The organism is Rhodovulum tesquicola (assembly GCF_024128855.1).
Taxonomy (GTDB): domain Bacteria; phylum Pseudomonadota; class Alphaproteobacteria; order Rhodobacterales; family Rhodobacteraceae; genus Rhodovulum; species Rhodovulum tesquicola.
This window is the reverse complement of record NZ_JAMYDV010000023.1, coordinates 1-17,848: the sequence shown is the minus strand read 5'-3', so window position 1 is coordinate 17,848 and position 17,848 is coordinate 1. Positions and strand designations below refer to the sequence as shown.

Here is a 17,848-nt window from a genome sequence, read left to right as displayed (position 1 = left end):
AGTATGGGCGGCGACAGGGGGCTCGTCTTGGCCGAATCGAACCGAACCGGATCTCTCGTGGCGCTTTTGGTGCTGGCGCTCTTGGGGTCGCCCGCATCGGCGGCAGAGGTGCGGCTGTCCGCGCCCGGCGCATCGGACGGGTTGCGTGACGCGCTCAGAGCCTCTGCGCTCAGCCTGGAGGCCGCCGCAGGCCCGGATGCCAGCGCGCAGGACATCCTTGCTGCGGCCCGGGCCGATTACGCCCGTCTCATCGGGGCGCTTTACGCGCGCGGCTATTACGCACCGATCATCCGCATCCGGTTGGACGGTCGCGAGGCGGCAGAAATCTCGCCGCTGGCCTTGCCCGACCGCATTGCGCGCGTCGAGATCGACATCGAAACCGGGCGCCCCTTCGCCTTTTCCACGGCGCAGATCGCCCCACTGGCCCCGGGCACCGAATTGCCCGAGGGCTTCGCCCCCGGCAAGCGCGCGCGCAGCACCGCGATCCGCGATGCCGCGACGGCGGGCGTCACGGGTTGGCGCGCGGCAGGCCATGCCAAGGCGCGCGTGAACGATCAGCGCATCACCGCGCACCATCCCGATGCCACGCTTGATGCTCGGCTGGGGCTGGTGCCCGGTCCGGTGGTGCGCTTCGGCGATCTGGTTATCTCTGGGCGCTCGGCGGTCCGGCCCGGGCGGTTGCGCGCCATTGCCGGGCTGCCCACGGGCAAGCGCTTCGATCCCGAAGCGCTGGAGCGAAGCGCCGACCGGCTGCGCCGCACCGGCACCTTCCGCTCGGTCAGCCTGGCCGAGGCTGAGGCGCTGGGCCCGGACAGGCGCATGGACATCACGCTCAATGTCACCGACGACAAGCCGCGTCGGCTCGGGTTCGGCGCCGAGTTGTCCTCTCTCGAAGGCGTTGCGCTTTCGGCCTTCTGGCTGCATCGCAACCTGATGGGCGGGGCCGAGCGGCTGCGCTTCGACGCGGCGATCTCGGGGATCGGCGGGACCGAAAGCGGCGGCGAGGATTACCGGCTGGCCCTGCGATTCGATCGGCCCGCCTTCATCGGCCCTGATACCGGCCTTTTCGCGCTGGCCGCCATCGAGCGTCTGGACGAACCCGATTCCCGTGAGAATACCGCCCGGTTCGGTGTCGGGTTGACGCGCACGCTGTCGAAACGGCTGGCGGGCGAGGCGGCCCTGTTGTTCAGCTATTCCGATGTGCGCGACGATCTGGGAAGCCGCAGCATGACCCATGCGATGCTGCCGGTCTCGGCCACAAGGGACGACCGTGACGACCTGCTGAACCCCACGGGCGGGACTTATCTGGGCCTTGGCGTGATGCCCTTCCTCGCGCTGGGGGGCGAGGCCGAAAGCGGCGCGCGGCTGACGGCCGATGCGCGGCTCTATCGCGGCATGGGCGACAGGGTGGTGCTGGCGGGGCGGCTGCAGGTCGGCTCGATCCTCGGCGCGGGGGCCGAGGGCGTGCCGCCTGCGCTGCTGTTCTTCTCGGGCGGCGGCGGCACGGTGCGGGGCCAGCCCTACCAGTCGCTGGCCGTCGATTTGCCCGGCGGCGAGCGGATCGGCGGGCGGTCCTTCGTCGGGCTGTCGGCCGAGGCGCGGGTGGGGGTGCGCGGCAATATCGGTCTGGTGGCCTTTGCCGATGCGGGATTCGTCGGCGCGGAGTCGTGGCTTGGCGAGGGCGACTGGCATTCCGGCGCCGGTCTGGGGCTGCGCTATGATACCGGCATCGGCCCGATCCGGGTGGATATCGCCGCACCCGTGGGCGGGGATACCGGGGACGGCGTGCAGATCTATATCGGCATCGGGCAGGCCTTCTGATGCGCGTGCGGCTTGCCCTTGCCGTGATGATCGCCGCCGCCCAGCCGCTGGCCGCGCAGGAGGATGACCGCAGCCTGCTGGAACGGTTCCTGGCCGACCGGCTGTCCTCGGCCGGGCGCGAGATCGACATCACCGGCTTTCGCGGCGCGCTCTCGTCGCAGGCCACGCTTGACACGCTGACCATCGCCGATTCCGAAGGGGTCTGGCTGACGATCCGCGGGGCCGAGCTTGACTGGTCACGCGCTGCGCTCCTGCGCGGCCGGGTCGAGGTGAACCGCCTGCGCGCCGAGGAGATCGAGTTGACCCGGCTCCCCGTGGGCGATCAGGGCGCCCGGATCGAGGATGCCGAGGCGCAGCCCTTCCAGCTGCCGGACCTGCCCGTTGCGATCCAGATCGGCGAGGTCGCGACGCCCCGGCTGGCGCTGGGCGAGGCAGTGCTGGGCCAGTCGGCCGAGCTTGCGATCACGGCCGCGCTGCGGCTGGCGGGCGGGGCGGGCGCGGTCGATCTGAGCGCCACGCGCAGCGATGCCGAGGGGCGCTTTGCGGTGGTGGCTTCCTATGCCAATGACAGCCGCGACCTTGCGCTCGACATCGCGCTGACCGAGGGGGCGGGCGGGCTGGTCTCGGGCCTTCTGGGGTTGCCGGGCGGCCCGCCGGTTGCGCTGACGCTGGCGGGGGCTGGGCCGCTGACGGATTTCGGCGCCGATCTTGCGCTGGCGACTGACGGGGAGCAGCGCGTGACCGGCCGCTTCACCCTGGACGAGCTCGCGGATAGCCCCGGCATCGCGCGGTTCGCGCTCGACATCGCGGGCGATGTCGCGCCGCTTGTGGCCGAACAGGCCCGTCCCTTCTTTGGCGATACGGCGCGCGTGCAGCTTGCGGGCACAAGGCGGGCCGATGGCGGCACCGAACTCTCGCGACTCGATCTGGAAACCGGCGCGCTGACGCTGGGCGGCAGCCTGACGCTGGCCCCGTCGGGCCTGCCCGAGCGGCTGGCGCTGGACGGCACGCTGACAGGCCCCGTCGCGCTGCCGCTTGCGGGGCCGGAAACTCGCGTCGATGGCGCGCGGCTGACCGCCCGTTTCGATGCCGCGCGTGGCGAGGAATGGCAGGCCGAGGCGGTGCTGGACGGGCTTGCGCGCGAGGGGCTGGCGCTTGGCCAGGCCGGGATTGCGGGCAGCGGCACGATCCGGCCCGTCAGCCCCACGGCCCTGACAGCCGATCTGATCTTTTCTGCAACCGGGCTTGCCCATGACGATCCCGCCCTTGCCCGGGCGCTGGGTGATGCGCTGCGCGGCACAGCGCGGATCGTCCATGCCGAAGGGGCGGATCTGCGGCTGGATGCCCTTCGGCTGGACGCGGGCGGGCTGCGCGCCACGGCCAGCGGCACGCTTGGCGCGCTGAGCGCGGGCCTGCCGCTGGACGGACGGGCCGAACTGGCGCTGGACGATCTTGCCCGGATCGCGCCGCTTGCAGGTGCTGCGCTGGGCGGCGCGGCCGAGGCGCGGATTCAGGGGCGCTATGGCCTGCTTGACGGGGTCTTTGACCTGACGCTGGCCGCCGACACGCGCGATCTGGCGACCGGGACGCCGCGACTCGATCCGCTGCTGGCCGGGGTGGGCAGGCTGTCGCTTGCGGCCGCGCGGGGGCCTGCGGGGACCGCGCTGCGCGCGCTGGCCATCGAAACGTCCGCGCTGCGCCTGACGGCCGAGGGTGAGTTGTCCACCGCCGCGGCGGGTCTGCGTCTGTCGGGCGAGGTCCGTGATCTGGCGCGGGTCGATGGACGGCTGTCCGGGCCGGGCAGCATCGAGGCGGGCCTTGGCTGGGAGGAGGGCGGCCGCATCCGCATCGACCGGCTTGAGGCGACGGGCGCGGGCGCGCGGCTGACGGCCACGGGTGCGGTCAGCCCCGACGATCCGGCGCTGCCCGCCGAGGGGCGCGTCACGCTTGCCGCGCGCGATCTTGCACCCTTCTCGGGGCTTGCCGGGCGGCCGTTGCGCGGGTCGCTTGATGCCACTCTGACCGGGATGGGTGCGCTTCGCGGCGATCTGAGCGCCGAGCTTGACGCGCGCGGGCAGGGGCTGGCGCTGGGGCTGGGCAGCATCGACCGGCTGATCGGCGGCGAAAGCCGGATATCGGCCCGCGGCGCGCGCCGCGACGGGGCGCCGATGATCGAGGCGCTGGAGCTGTCCTCGCCGGTCCTGCGCCTGAGCGCGACCGAAGCCGGGGGCGGCGCGCTGAACCTGTCGGGGCGGTTGTCCGATCTTGCGCTGCTGGCCCCCGGCTTTCCCGGCCCGCTGACGGTCACGGGCCGGGCGCAGCCCGGCAATGGCGATGTCCGGCTTGCGCTTGACGCGACGGGGCCGGGGGGCACAACCGCGCGGTTGGCGGGGTCGCTGGCGCTGGACGGCGCGCGGGCCGATCTGACCGCATCGGGCACGGCGCCGCTTGCGCTGGCCAACGGCTTCATCGCGCCGCGCAGCCTGGACGGGCAGGCGCGCTATGATCTTGCGCTGCGCGGGCCGCTGGCGCTGTCCTCGCTATCGGGCCGCGCGGTGACCGAGGGTGCGCGGCTTGCGCTGCCCGCACAGGGTCTGGCCGTGACCGGGATCGCCGGGTCGGTAACGCTGTCGGACAGGCGCGCGCAGATCGACCTTGCCGGGGCGCTGGATGGTAGCGGCAGGGTCAGCGTGACCGGGCCGGTGACGCTGGCCGCCCCTTTCGATGGCGATCTGGCGATCGCGCTCGACCGTGCGCCGCTGCGCGACGAACCGCTGTTCGAAACCCGGCTCGATGGGCAGCTGACCATGCGCGGGGCGCTGGCGGGCGGGGCGGTGATCGCGGGCCGGATCGACCTTGGCCGCACCGAGATCGCGGTGCCCTCCGGCGGGGCCACCGCGAGTGGTCCGATACCTGACGTCGTCCACATCGGCGAAAGCGCGGCCTCGCGCGCCACTCGCGCGCGTGCCGGGTTGCTGGGCGGGGCAGCTCGGGACGGGGGCGGGCGGCCCTATCCGCTGGATCTGACGATCCGTGCGCCGGGGCAGGTATTCGTGCGAGGTCGCGGGCTCGATGCCGAGGTGGGCGGCACGCTGCGGCTGCGCGGCACCACGGCCGACTTGATCCCCGATGGCCGGTTCGACCTTATCCGTGGGCGGCTAGACATCCTGTCGCGGCGTTTCGACCTGACCGAGGGGCAGGTCTCTTTGCAGGGCGCGCTCGACCCCTATCTGCGTTTCGTGGCCGCGACGCAGACCGGCGACATCACCGCGCGGATCCAGCTTGAGGGCCGGGCCAGCGCGCCGGAAATCCGCTTCCTGTCGGATCCCGACTTGCCCGAGGACGAGGTGCTGGCGCGGCTTCTGTTCGGGCGCGGCATCGAGCAGCTTTCGGCCTTCCAGGCGGTGCAACTCGCCACTGCGGTCGCGGGGCTGGCGGGCGGAAATGGCGGCGGACTGCTGGGCCGGATCCGCGAGGGCACCGGACTGGACGATCTGGACCTGCGCCAGACCGCCGATGGCGAAACCGAGGTCAGCGTGGGCAAGTATCTGTCGGAGGATCTTTACTCCGAGGTCACGGTCGATGGCGCGGGCCAGACCCGAATCGAGCTGAACTTCGATCTTTCGCCCCAGGTCACGGTGCGCGGGCGGCTGGGGGCCGAAGGCGATACAGGCATCGGGGTCTTCTACGAGCGCGATTACTGACCTGACGGCGCAGCGCCTCAGCCGTTTCCGCGCCGCACGAAGCGCGCGGCTTCGGCGGCGGCGGTGCGCAGCGCGCGGGCCTTGTTCACCGTCTCCTGCCACTCGGCTTCGGGGTCGCTGTCATAGACCACGCCGCCGCCCGCCTGGATATAAAGCTTGTCATCCTTGACGACGGCGGTGCGCAGCGCGATGCACATGTCCATTTCGCCACCGGCCGAGAAATAGCCGACGCCCCCGCCATAGACGCCGCGCTTTTCGGGCTCCAACTCGTCGATGATCTCCATCGCGCGGACCTTGGGCGCGCCGGACACCGTGCCCGCTGGCAGCCCGGCCAGAAGCGCCGACAACGCATCCTCGCCTTCGCGGATCTCGCCCACCACGTTCGAGACGATGTGCATGACGTGGGAATAGCGCTCGATCACGAATTCCTCGGTCGGTCGCACGGTGCCGATCCTGGCCACGCGCCCCACATCGTTGCGGCCCAGATCGAGCAGCATCAGATGTTCGGCCAGTTCCTTCTGGTCGGCCAGGAGGTCGGCCTCGAAAGCCTTGTCTTCCTCGGGGGTGGCGCCGCGGGGGCGGGTTCCGGCGATGGGCCGGATCGTCACCTGCCCGGCGCGCAGCCGCACGAGGATTTCGGGGCTGGCGCCGATCACCTGGAAACCGCCGAAATTGAAGAAGAACATGAAGGGCGAGGGGTTCGTGCGCCGGAGCGAGCGATAAAGCGCAAAGGGCGGCAGCGGGAAATCCTGCGTCCAGCGCTGGGCGGGCACGACCTGAAAGATGTCGCCCGCGCGGATATATTCCTTGGCCTTTTCCACGGCGGCCATGTAGCCCGCCTTGGTGAAGTTCGAGACCGGCTCGCCCACCTCGCGCGCCTCGCCGAAATCGCGGGTCTCGGCGGGCACGGCACGGTCGAGGTCGCGCAGCGCGTCCATCACCCGCTCGGCGGCCTGGGCATAGGCCGCGCGCGCCGAAAGCCCCGGTTCGGGCCGCGCGGGCGAGACCACCGTCACCTCGCCCTTGACCCCGTCAAGCACGGCAACGACGGACGGGCGCAGCATCACCGCATCGGGCAGGCCGAGGGGATCGGGATTGACGTTCGGCAGCCGTTCGACCAGCCGGATCATGTCATAGCCCAGATAGCCGAACAGCCCCGCCGCGATGGGCGGCAGATCGTCGGGAATGTCGATCGCGCTTTCGGCCAGAACCGCGCGCAGGGTGTCGAGCGGGCTGCCCGACATGGCCTCCCACGCGTCGGCGTCGAAGCGGGCATGTCGGTTCACGCGGCTGGTTTCGCCCCGGCATTCCCAGATCAGGTCGGGCTTCAGGCCCACGACCGAATAGCGCCCGCGCACCTCGCCGCCGGTGACCGATTCAAGCATGAAGCTGTCGGTCCGTGCGCCTGCAAGTTTCAGCATCAGCGAAACCGGCGTGTCCAGATCGGCGGCCAGTCTTGCATGGACCAGTTGCGCATTTCCGGCCTCATAGGCGGCCTCGAAGGCCGCGAAATCGGGGATGATCTTTGCCATGGGCCTACCGGAACTGGGCATGAACGGCGTTCAGCGCCGACTGGTCAAGCGACAGGCCAGCGGCGTTCACCAGTTCCTGCGCGAAATAGCCATACAGGTCCTGCGCCATGCCCTGACCGGCCTGCGCGGCGATGGTGTCGCGCAGGAAGCCCGCGGCCGGGTCCTCGGGATCGGGCGGCAGGATCGCGTCGAGCCGGACCAGCCAGGCCGCTTCGCCCGCCGTGACGATGCGAGTGTCCCCGGGCGTCGCCATGGCGAACAGCGCATCGCCCAGTGCCGGGGGCGTCAGCCCGCCCCGCGACAGCGCCGCCTCGGTCTCCACCGGATGGCCCAGCGCGTCGAACGCTTCGCCCGCCGCGACACGGCCGGCAAGCGCGGCGGCCTGCTGGCCAAGACGCGCGCGCGTCTCGGCCGCGCGCCAGTCGGCGGCGACCTCGGCGCGGACCTCGTCCAGCGGGCGCAGCGCGGGTGGCAGATCGGCATCGAGCCGCAGCGCAAAGATGCCGCCATCCTCAAGTTCAAGAAGCTCGGGGAAATCGCCTTCGGCCAGATCGGCGGCGGCCAGCCGGAAGGATTCATAGGCCGCGATGCCGTCCGCGGGCTCGCCGGTGAAGTCGATCCTGCCAAGCTCCATCTCGGTCTCGGCGGCCAAATCCTCCAGCGTCGCTCCGGCGGCCAGACGGTCGTCGTAATCGCTGACCAGATCGCCGATCATCCGGGCGGCGCGGTCGCGGATGGCCTCGTCGACAAGTCCCTCGCGGGCGTCTTCGAAGCTGGTCTCGCGCGCGGCGAGGATGCCGTTCACGCGAAAGATCGCGGGGCCAAGGTCGGACATGTGCGGTCCGGTCACGCCGGGGCCGTCCAGCGCGAAGACTGCCGCGCCCGCTGCGCCGCCGATGCCAAGCTGGGTCACGTCGCCCAGATCGACATCCGACAGTCGCAGCCCGCGCGCCTCGACCGCCGCATCGAACGTGGTTTCCCCCGCCTCGATCGCGACCATGGCTGCGGCGGCTTCGTCCTCGGAGGGGAAGACCAGCCGCTCGACCAGACGGCGCTCGGGCTGCACCAACTCGTCGATGCGGTCTTCGTAAAGCTCGCGCATCAGCGCCTCGTCAGGTTCGATCCGGTCCAGCATCATCTCGGGCGTCAGCCAAGCATAGCTGATCTGGCGGGTGCGCGGCGCCGTGTAGGCGGCGGGGTTCGCATTGTAGTAGGCGGCGATCTCGGCCTCGGTCGGGTCGGGCAGGGGGGCGTCCAGCGCGGCGGCGTCCAGCCGGATCAGGCTGGCGCTGCGCCGTTCGGCGATGAAATTGTAAAGCGTGTCGGCATAGGTGTCGGGTCCCCCAAGCCCCGCCATCACGCCCGCCTGCAACAGCGAGCGCGCGGTGTCCTTGCGGATCTGCTCCTCGAACTGGGCGACGGTAAGCCCGTTCTGCTGCAACACGAAGCGATAATTCTCGCGGTTGAACTGGCCATCCGTGCCCTGAAAGGCGGGCACCTCGAGGATTTCCCGGGCAATGCGCTCGTCGCCGATCGAAATGCCGATCCGGCGCGTCTCGTCGTCCAGCGCGGCATCGCCGATCAGGCGCGCGCGCACCTGTTCGACCAGCCCGCCCGCCTCGGCCTCGGCGAAGGTGACGACCCGTCCCGTTTCCGCCTGCTGTGCGTTCAACTCACGCCGAAGCGCACGGGCATAGGAGTCCACGGCGATCTTCTCATCGCCGACTTCGCCGATGGAGTCGATCGAGCCGCCGAAATTCGAGATGCCGAAGCCGCCCAGCCCAAGGATCAGGAGCCCCATCAGGACCCAGACAGCGGCCCGGGATGCCTGTTTTCCGACGGATTTGGACATGGGGCTCGCCTCCCTGAACTTGCGCGGTTCCGACGCTGTGTAGGGGTTTGCGGCCATCCCCGCAAGCGTCAGGGGCGGAAGGCCGAGAGCCGCTCGAAGAGCCGCCCGATGCCCTGCAGGTCGATATTTGCGAAGGCGATCCGCACCTGCTGGCGCGCGCCCGTATCGGTGTCGGGCTGAAACATCGTGCCGGGCAGCAGAAGAACGCCCGCCCCGGCCACCAGCCGACGGGCAAGGTCGTCAGACGGCACCGGCCAGGGATGGGCGGCATAGGCGAAATAGGCACCGGCCCCCATCAGGGCCCAGCCTTCCAGCGCTGCAAACCCTGCCTCGATCGCCGCGCGTCGTTCCAGGATCTCGGCCCGTTCCCCCGCCAGCCATTGCCCGAGATTGCGCATCCCCCAGAGTGCCGCGCGCTGGCCCAGCTGGTTCGGACAGATCGCCACGGTGTCGAGGAACTTCTCGACCTCGGCCAGCCTGTCCTCATGCGCCACCATCGCGCCGACGCGGTGGCCTGTCAGCCGATACGCCTTGGAGAAGGAATAAAGCTGGATCAGCGTGTCGGCCCAGTCGGGATCGGCGAACAGCGCATGCGGCGCGCCGGTGCCGGAATGGAAATCGCGATAGGTCTCGTCAAGGATCAGCGCGATGCCGTGTCGGCGGCACAGCTCCAGGAAATCGGCGATCAGGTCGCGCGGGTATTCGACACCCGCCGGATTGTTCGGCGTGACCAGCACGATGGCGCGGGTGCGCCCGGTGATCAGTTGCGCGGCGCGCTGCACCTCGGGGATCAGGCTGTCGCCGGTGGGCAGCGGCACGGTGCGGATCCCGGCCATGTCGAGCCACATCTTGTGGTTGAAATACCACGGCGTTGGCAGGATCACCTCGTCCCCGTCACCCGCAAGCGTCGCCATCGCGGCGCAGAACGCCTGGTTGCAGCCCTGGGTGATCGCCACCTGTTCCGCACCGATCCGGCCGCCATAGCTGGCCGACCACTGCGCCGCGATCTCTTCGCGCAACTCGGGCAGGCCAAGGACGGGGCCGTAAAGATGCGCCGCCGGATCGGTCAGCGCGGCCTCGGCAATGGCCTGGCGCAGGGCCTCGGGCGGGGACTCCATCGGGGCGGCCTGGCTGACATTTATCAGCGGTCGCCCGGCGGGAAAGGCGACCCCCTGCAACCAGCGCCGCGCCTCCATCACCGGGGGCGCAAAGGTGGCTGCCATGCGCGGGTTCAGCGGGCGCGGCATGGCTCAGGTGCCCCGGTAGGGTTCCACATATTGCAGCGCCATGTCCCAGGGGAAGAAGATCCAGGTGTCCTGACTGACCTCGGTGATAAAGGTGTCGACCATCGGTTTGCCCATGGGCTTGGCATAGACGGTCGCCACATGCGCCTTGGGCATCAACTGGCGCACGACCTCCAGCGTGCGGCCGGTATCGACGAGATCGTCGACAACCAGAACGCCAGTACCGTCGCCAATCACGTCCATGTCGGGGGTCTTGATGACGCGCGGTGCGGTCTGGGTCTGGTGGTTGTAGGATTTCACGCTGATCGTGTCGACGATCCGGATATCCAGCTCTCGCGCCACGATCATCGCGGGCGCCATGCCGCCCCGCGTGATCGCCACCACCGCCCGCCAGGCACCGGCATCGGGCCCGTGCCCGTCCAGCCGCCAGGCAAGCGCGCGCGAGTCGCGATGGATCTGGTCCCAGCTGACGTGAAAGCCCTTCTCGTGGGGCAGGCGGTCGGATGGCGACATGGGCGTTCCTCTCTGGCTGGCGTCACTTGCGCCCGGTGACCGCGTCGATATCGGGTGCGTCCACGGCCTTCATGCCCACGACGTGATAGCCCGCATCGACATGGTGCACCTCGCCGGTCACGCCGCTGCCCAGATCGGACAGCAAGTACAGCGCCGATTTGCCCACCTCGTCCTGGCTGACATTGCGCCGCAAGGGCGAGTTCAGTTCGTTCCACTTCATGATGTAGCGGAAATCCCCGATACCCGAGGCCGCCAGCGTCTTGATCGGCCCGGCGCTGATCGCGTTAACGCGGATGCCGTCCTTGCCCAGATCCTCGGCCAGATAGCGCACCGATGCCTCCAGCGCGGCCTTGGCCACGCCCATCACGTTGTAATGCGGCATCACCCGTTCCGCGCCGTAATAGGTCAGCGTCAGCGCCGCGCCGCCCTCGGTCATCATCCGCGCGGCGCGTTGCACGACCGCGGTGAAGGAGAACACCGAGATGTCCATCGTCATCGCGAAATTGTCGCGCGTGGTGTCGACATAGCGGCCGCGCAGCTGTTCCTTGTCTGAAAAGCCGATGGCGTGGACGATGAAATCCAGCCGGTCCCAGCGTTTCGCCAGCCCGTCGAACAGGGCGTCCAGCGATGCCTCTTCGGCGACGTCGCATTCCAGCACGATGTCGCTGCCTAGGCTCGCCGCCAACGGTTCGACGCGCTTCTTGAGCGCTTCGCCCTGATAGGAGAACGCCAGTTCCGCACCGTTGGCGGCGCAATGCTGCGCGATGCCCCAGGCGATGGATTTGTCATTGGCAAGCCCCATGATAAGGCCGCGCTTGCCTTCCAAGAGTTTCGTTGACATCCGGCGTCCCTCGTCCACCTTGCAAGAAGTTGACGCGGGTGTAGGGCAATTGCCCGGACCTATCAAGACCGCCGGACCCGGGGGCAGGAGCGCAGACCAAATGACCGACAGGCAGGGAATATTCGCCGGGGACGATCCGTTCGCGATAACGCGCGCGTGGCTGGCCGAGGCGACCCGGACCGAGCCCAACGACCCCGACGCCATCGCGCTGGCGACCGTCGATCCCGAGGGTTTGCCCAATGTACGCATGGTGCTGCTGCGTGAAATCGAGGCGGATGCCTTCGTCTTCTACACCAATTACGACAGCGCGAAGGGGGCCGAGATTTCCGCAACCGGGAAGGCTGCATTCGTGCTACACTGGAAGACGCTCAGACGACAGGTGCGGGTGCGGGGCGTCACGGAACGGGAGGACGGCGTGAAGGCGGATGCCTATTTTGCATCGCGAGCCCTGCAGAGTCGGCTTGGTGCCTGGGCCTCCCGCCAGTCGCGACCGCTGGAGTCACGGCGCAGCCTGATGGCCGAGGTGGCGCTGGTAACTGCGCAGAAGGGCGTGTCGCCGGACCGGCCGCCTTTCTGGGGCGGTGTCCGTCTGCGGCCGCTGGAAATCGAGTTCTGGGCGGACGGCGCCTTCCGTCTTCACGACCGGTTCCGCTGGCGGCGCGACAACGTGGACGGTGCATGGGAGGTCGTCCGGCTCTACCCCTGACATTCGCGCTTCGTGAATGGCGGCGGGCTGTGTGAGACCCCGGAATCGGCTTGCATCGCGGTCAGGGTCTGTGAAATGGAAGTGCCGGGGAGGGGATCGGTGCATCCGGTTAGGGGAACATGACCAGGGACAACGAGACGCCACCCCGGCGCGTCGAGGGGCAAGTGAAATGGTTCGATCCGACCAAGGGCTTCGGGTTCGTCGTGTCCGAGTCCGGCGGGCCGGACATCCTGCTTCACGCCAATGTCCTGCGCAATTTCGGGCAAAGCTCTGTTTCCGACGGCTCCGGCGTCGAACTCCTGGTCCAGGAGACGGCGCGCGGGTTGCAGGCGACCGAGGTCCTGCGCATCGACCCGCCCGCGCCCGGCGACAGTCCGGTCCTTGAGGACGCGCTTAGGCTCGATGCCGCGGAACTGGCGGCGCTGCCGCTTGAACCCGCCCGGGTGAAGTGGTTCGACAAGTCCAAGGGCTTCGGCTTTGCCAATGTGTTCGGCCGCCAGCAGGACGTGTTCGTCCATATCGAGGTCTTGCGGCGGTCGGGGTTGGCCGACCTGCAACCGGGCGAGGCGATCGCGATCCGCGTGACCGAAGGCCAGCGCGGACAACTGGCGGTGATGGTGGGGCCATGGGAAAGCGCGGTTTCGGGCGGTTCGCAGGGCTGATCCCTGCATTTCTTCTGGTGTGGGGCGCGGCCGGTCTGGCGGCTGCGCAATGCGATGAGAGCCATGTGGATCTGCGCGGCGAATGGGGAACCGCGCGGTTTTCCGTCGAGATCGCAGACGACGATGCCGAGCGGGCGCGCGGTCTGATGCATCGCGAGACGCTGCCCGCCTCGGCGGGGATGCTGTTCGTTTATGACCGCCCGCAGCATGTGGCCTTCTGGATGGAGAACACCCTTATCCCGCTCGACATGATCTTCGTCGGCCCCGAGGGGCTGGTGCTGAAAGTTCACCTGAACGCCCGACCGCTGGACCGCACGCCGATCGACGGGGGCGAGGGGGTTCTGGCCGTGCTGGAAATCAACGGCGGGCTTGCCGGGCGGTTGGGGATCGGTCCGGGCAGCGAACTGCGACATCCCGCATTTGGCCCGGGCGCGGCCTGGCCCTGTCCCTAAATCGCTTCCCTTGGGCCGCGCCGGGCGCTATGGAGGCGGCCACGGGGCGTAGCGCAGCCTGGTAGCGCGTCGGTTTTGGGTACCGAAGGCCGTGGGTTCGAATCCCGCCGCCCCGACCAGTTCCCTGATCAGACACCCTTGCGATCCCTGATTCTGTTGGTGCCGGATAAATTAACCCTTTGAGCCTGCGTTAATTTCTCTTACCGGCCCCGCTTCATTCAGCGGCCATGCGACTCAACCTGAGCGTGTAACTCCCTCTTTGCCCAAGGTTTTCTGCCCAAGGCTGCGCAGCGGGGCGCGGACTGCCCGCGCAACGTGAATCGTCCGGTCGAAAGGGCGGCATCGGGTCAACCCCAAAAACTTGTAGAGAACTTTGAAAATTGCGTTGACGTCTGGGGGGGAGATACGTCAGCTTGTGTAAATCGGCCATCTGAACACAAGATGTTGTGGGGTGGGCCGGGCAGGACAGCAGGCAAATGGTGCTCTCCCATCGTGGGGACGCAGACCGGCGGCCAATGGCCGGGGACGGGTTGTTGTCCGAGGGTATGGAATTCGGGGTCGCGACGCCGCTGAGGCGGTCGAGCCCGGGACAGGACAGACGGGGCAGACGAATGAAGATCGAACGCAGATTCACCACCGAGGAAAGCGCCGCCTATGGCGCGATCGAGTTCGCCACCACGACCTCGGAGATCCGCAATCCCGACGGCACGGTGGTTTTCCGACTGGATGCCGTCGAGGTGCCCGCGGGCTGGAGCCAGGTCGCCTCGGACGTGATCGCGCAGAAATATTTCCGCAAGGCGGGCGTTCCCGCGCGGCTCAAGCGCGTGCGTGAAAAGGACGTGCCCGAATTCCTCTGGCGCTCGGTGCCCGACGAGGCGGCGCTGGCCGAATTGCCCGAGGATCAGCGTTATGGCGGCGAAACCTCGGCCAAGCAGGTCTTCGACCGGATGGCGGGCGCCTGGGCCTATTGGGGCTGGAAGGGCGGCTATTTCACCACCGAGGCGGATGCCCGTGCCTATTACGATGACATGCGCTACATGCTGGCCGCGCAGATGGCCGCGCCGAACTCGCCCCAGTGGTTCAACACAGGGCTGCACTGGGCCTATGGAATCGACGGTCCGGGGCAGGGGCATTTCTACGTCGACTGGAAGACCGGCAAGCTGACCCGGTCGACATCGGCCTATGAGCACCCCCAGCCGCACGCCTGCTTCATCCAGTCGATCAAGGACGACCTGGTGAACGAGGGCGGCATCATGGACCTGTGGGTCCGCGAGGCGCGGCTGTTCAAGTATGGCTCGGGCACGGGCACCAACTTTTCCAGCCTGCGCGCCGAGGGCGAAAAGCTGTCGGGCGGCGGCAAGTCGTCGGGGCTGATGGGCTTCCTGCGCATCGGCGACCGGGCGGCGGGCGCGATCAAGTCGGGCGGCACCACCCGGCGCGCGGCCAAGATGGTGATCTGCGACATGGATCACCCCGACATCGAGCAGTTCATCAACTGGAAGGTTATCGAGGAACAGAAGGTAGCAAGCCTCGTTGCCGGCTCCAAGATCCACGAAAAGCACCTGAACGCGATCTTCGCCGCGATCCGCGCCTGGGACGGCAAGGAGACCGACGCCTATGACCCCGCCGTGAACGACGGGCTCAAGGCCGCGATCCGCGCCGCAAAAAAGGCGCTGATCCCCGAGGCCTATGTCAAGCGCGTGCTCGATTATGCCCGGCAGGGCTATTCATCGATCGAGTTCCCGACCTACGACACCGACTGGGACAGCGAGGCCTATGCGACCGTGTCGGGCCAGAACTCGAACAACTCGGTCCGCGTCACCGACGCCTTCCTGCGCGCGGTCAAGGAAAATGCCGACTGGGAACTGATCCGGCGCACCGACGGCAAGGTCGCCAAGACCGTCAAGGCCCGCGAGCTGTGGGACCAGATCGGACATGCGGCCTGGTCCTGCGCCGATCCGGGAATCCAGTTCCACGACACGATCAACGCCTGGCACACCTGCCCGGCCGATGGTGCGATCCGGGCGTCTAACCCGTGCTCGGAATACATGTTCCTCGACGACACGGCCTGCAACCTCGCCTCTATGAACCTGCTGACCTTCTACCGCGACGGCGCGTTCCAGGCCGAGGATTATGTCCACGCCACGCGGCTCTGGACGCTGACGCTGGAAATCAGCGTGATGATGGCGCAGTTTCCGTCGAAGGAAATCGCGCAGCTCAGCTACGACTTCCGCACGCTGGGCCTCGGCTATGCCAATATCGGCGGGCTCCTGATGAACATGGGGCTGGGCTATGACAGCGACGAGGGCCGCGCGCTGTGCGGTGCGCTGACCGCGATCCTGACCGGCATCGCCTATGCCACCTCGGCCGAGATCGCGGGCGAACTGGGGCCGTTCCCGGGCCACGCCCGCAACGCCGAGCACATGCTGCGCGTCATCCGCAACCACCGCCGCGCGGCCAAGGGCGCGACCGAAGGTTACGAGGGTCTCGCTGTCCGCCCCGTACCGCTGGACCATGCCCATTGCCCCGACCGGCGGCTGGTGGATCTCGCCATGGGCGCCTGGGACGAGGCGCTGGCGCTGGGCGAAAAGCATGGTTTCCGCAACGCGCAGGTCAGCGTGATCGCGCCCACCGGCACGATCGGCCTGGTGATGGACTGCGACACCACCGGGATCGAGCCCGACTTCGCGCTGGTGAAGTTCAAGAAGCTCGCCGGCGGCGGCTACTTCAAGATCATCAACCACTCGGTTCCGGCGGCGCTGGAAACGCTGGGGTACGGGCCGGCCCAGATCGAGGAGATCGTCGCCTACGCCGTGGGCCACGGCAGCCTGGGCAACTGCCCGGGCATCAACCACACCGCGCTGATCGGCCATGGCTTCGGCCGGGCGGAGTTGGACAAGATCGAGGCGGCGCTGCCGTCGGCCTTCGACATCCGCTTCGTCTTCAACCAGTGGACCCTGGGCGAGGCGTTCTGCAAGGACGTGCTCGGCATCCCCGAGGCCAAGCTGACCGATCCGTCCTTCGACCTGCTGCGCCACCTGGGCTTCTCGAAGGCCGAGATCGAGGCCGCGAACGACCATGTCTGCGGAACCATGACGCTGGAAGGCGCGCCGCATCTGGACCCGGCGCATTACCACGTCTTCGACTGCGCCAATCCCTGCGGCAAGAAGGGGCGTCGGTTCCTGTCGGTCAACAGCCACATCTACATGATGGCGGCGGCGCAAAGCTTCATCTCGGGCGCGATCTCGAAGACGATCAACATGCCCAACGACGCGACCATCGAGGATTGCCTGTCGGCCTATGAACTGTCGTGGTCGCTGGGGGTGAAGGCCAACGCGCTGTACCGCGACGGCTCGAAGCTCAGCCAGCCGCTGGCCGCCTCCCTTGTCGAGGACGACGAGGAGGCCGAGGAGATCCTCGCCACCGGCACGCCGCAGGAAAAGGCCCAGGTCATCGCCGAGAAGATCGTCGAGAAGGTCATCGTCAAGGAGATCGTCCGCTCGAACCGCGAAAAGCTGCCCGAACGGCGCAAGGGCTATACCCAGAAGGCCATCGTCGGCGGCCACAAGGTCTATCTGCGCACCGGCGAATACGAGGACGGCAGTCTGGGCGAGATATTCATCGACATGCACAAGGAAGGCGCGGGCTTCCGGGCGATGATGAACAACTTCGCCATCGCGGTCTCGGTCGGCCTGCAATACGGCGTGCCGCTGGAAGAGTTCGTCGAGGCCTTCACCTTCACCCGGTTCGAACCGGCCGGCATCGTGCAGGGCAACGAGACGATCAAGAACGCGACCTCGATCCTCGACTACATCTTCCGCGAACTCGCGGTCAGCTATCTCGACCGGACAGACCTTGCACATGTGAAACCCACGGGCGCGGCCTTCGACGATCTGGGCGGCGGCGATGCCGAGGGCAAGCCGAACGTGGCCCCCGTTTCGGAAAGCGCGGCCTCGAAATCGCTGGAGGTGCTGCGCCAGATCAGTTCGACCGGCTATCTGCGCAAGCGGCTGCCGCAGGAGCTGGTCGTGCTCCAGGGCGGGATCGCCGCCAGCGCGTTCGACGCCGCCGACCCGCTGGCCGCGGTTGGGGGGTTCGCGCCCCAGACCGGCACCGCCACGGCCGTCGCCGCGCTCGACCCCCGCGCCAAGGCGCGCATGCAGGGCTACGAGGGCGATCCCTGCGGCGAATGCGGCAACTACACGCTGGTCCGCAACGGCACCTGCCTGAAATGCAACACCTGCGGGGCAACGAGCGGATGCAGTTGAGTATAGGGGGGGGCGCAGTGTCCCTGGGGGATAGTTTCTCCCGAATGGGGGGATAAATCCTCCCATTCGGGGCAAAATTTCTCCGGGGCATAAATCAGAAAAGGATCAGATGAACGCTCTTGGCTTTGAGGTGGTCCCCAGAAACTGGACAGTTTGCTAAGCTTGCCGCCGAGGAAGACGAGGACGAACAGCGTGGCTGGCAAACGGAAGAACTACAGCGCGGACTTCAAGGCGAAGGTGGCGCTTGAAGCCA

At 68.2% G+C, this 17,848-nt stretch carries 11 protein-coding genes and 1 tRNA gene; 7 read left to right on the top strand and 5 right to left on the bottom strand.

Annotated features, from left to right (window positions below; translation table 11 throughout):
• The first annotated feature begins 57 nt into the window (after positions 1-57).
• A complete protein-coding gene (locus NHN26_RS14820; RefSeq protein ID WP_354595942.1) occupies positions 58-1,821 on the top strand; it encodes an autotransporter assembly complex protein TamA in 1,764 nt (587 codons plus the stop codon).
• Positions 1,821-5,525 (top strand): translocation/assembly module TamB domain-containing protein, encoded by a 3,705-nt coding sequence (locus NHN26_RS14815; protein ID WP_253090144.1) that lies wholly within the window; start codon positions 1,821-1,823, stop codon positions 5,523-5,525. Before NHN26_RS14820 ends, NHN26_RS14815 begins: the two co-directional genes overlap by 1 nt.
• A 17-nt stretch (positions 5,526-5,542) precedes the next feature.
• Here the strand turns inward: NHN26_RS14815 and trpE are convergent, their stop codons facing one another.
• The 5 genes from trpE to fabI form a co-directional block, all read right to left on the bottom strand.
• Positions 5,543-7,057, bottom strand: coding sequence for an anthranilate synthase component I (gene trpE / locus NHN26_RS14810; RefSeq protein WP_253090143.1), 1,515 nt, complete (start codon positions 7,055-7,057; stop codon positions 5,543-5,545).
• 4 nt (positions 7,058-7,061) lie between these two features.
• On the bottom strand, positions 7,062-8,909 hold the full coding sequence (locus NHN26_RS14805) for a peptidylprolyl isomerase (protein WP_253090142.1): 1,848 nt from the start codon (positions 8,907-8,909) through the stop codon (positions 7,062-7,064).
• Positions 8,910-8,977: 68 nt separating this feature from the next.
• Positions 8,978-10,156: an aminotransferase gene (locus NHN26_RS14800; RefSeq protein ID WP_253090141.1), complete on the bottom strand. Its 1,179-nt coding sequence runs from the start codon at positions 10,154-10,156 to the stop codon at positions 8,978-8,980.
• Positions 10,157-10,159: 3 nt separating this feature from the next.
• Positions 10,160-10,666 carry a xanthine phosphoribosyltransferase gene (gene gpt / locus NHN26_RS14795; protein WP_253090140.1) on the bottom strand — a complete coding sequence of 169 codons (507 nt, stop codon included), beginning with the start codon at positions 10,664-10,666 and terminating at the stop codon, positions 10,160-10,162.
• Between the two features lie 22 nt (positions 10,667-10,688).
• Positions 10,689-11,507: an enoyl-ACP reductase FabI gene (gene fabI / locus NHN26_RS14790; RefSeq protein WP_253090139.1), complete on the bottom strand. Its 819-nt coding sequence runs from the start codon at positions 11,505-11,507 to the stop codon at positions 10,689-10,691.
• Positions 11,508-11,607: 100 nt separating this feature from the next.
• Between fabI and pdxH the strand changes: the two genes are divergently transcribed.
• The 5 genes from pdxH (at position 11,608) to NHN26_RS14765 (ending at position 17,595) form a co-directional block, all read left to right on the top strand.
• Positions 11,608-12,213 (top strand): pyridoxamine 5'-phosphate oxidase, encoded by a 606-nt coding sequence (gene pdxH, locus NHN26_RS14785; protein ID WP_253090138.1) that lies wholly within the window; start codon positions 11,608-11,610, stop codon positions 12,211-12,213.
• A gap of 119 nt (positions 12,214-12,332) precedes the next feature.
• On the top strand, positions 12,333-12,875 hold the full coding sequence (locus tag NHN26_RS14780; RefSeq protein WP_253090137.1) for a cold-shock protein: 543 nt from the start codon (positions 12,333-12,335) through the stop codon (positions 12,873-12,875).
• Positions 12,839-13,327 (top strand): DUF192 domain-containing protein, encoded by a 489-nt coding sequence (locus NHN26_RS14775; RefSeq protein ID WP_253090136.1) that lies wholly within the window; start codon positions 12,839-12,841, stop codon positions 13,325-13,327. Before NHN26_RS14780 ends, NHN26_RS14775 begins: the two co-directional genes overlap by 37 nt.
• 42 nt (positions 13,328-13,369) lie before the next feature.
• A tRNA-Pro gene (locus NHN26_RS14770) sits at positions 13,370-13,446 on the top strand.
• 492 nt (positions 13,447-13,938) lie between these two features.
• Positions 13,939-17,595, top strand: a complete 3,657-nt coding sequence (locus tag NHN26_RS14765) for a vitamin B12-dependent ribonucleotide reductase (RefSeq protein WP_253090135.1) — start codon at positions 13,939-13,941, stop codon at positions 17,593-17,595.
• Positions 17,596-17,848: the final 253 nt, after the last annotated feature.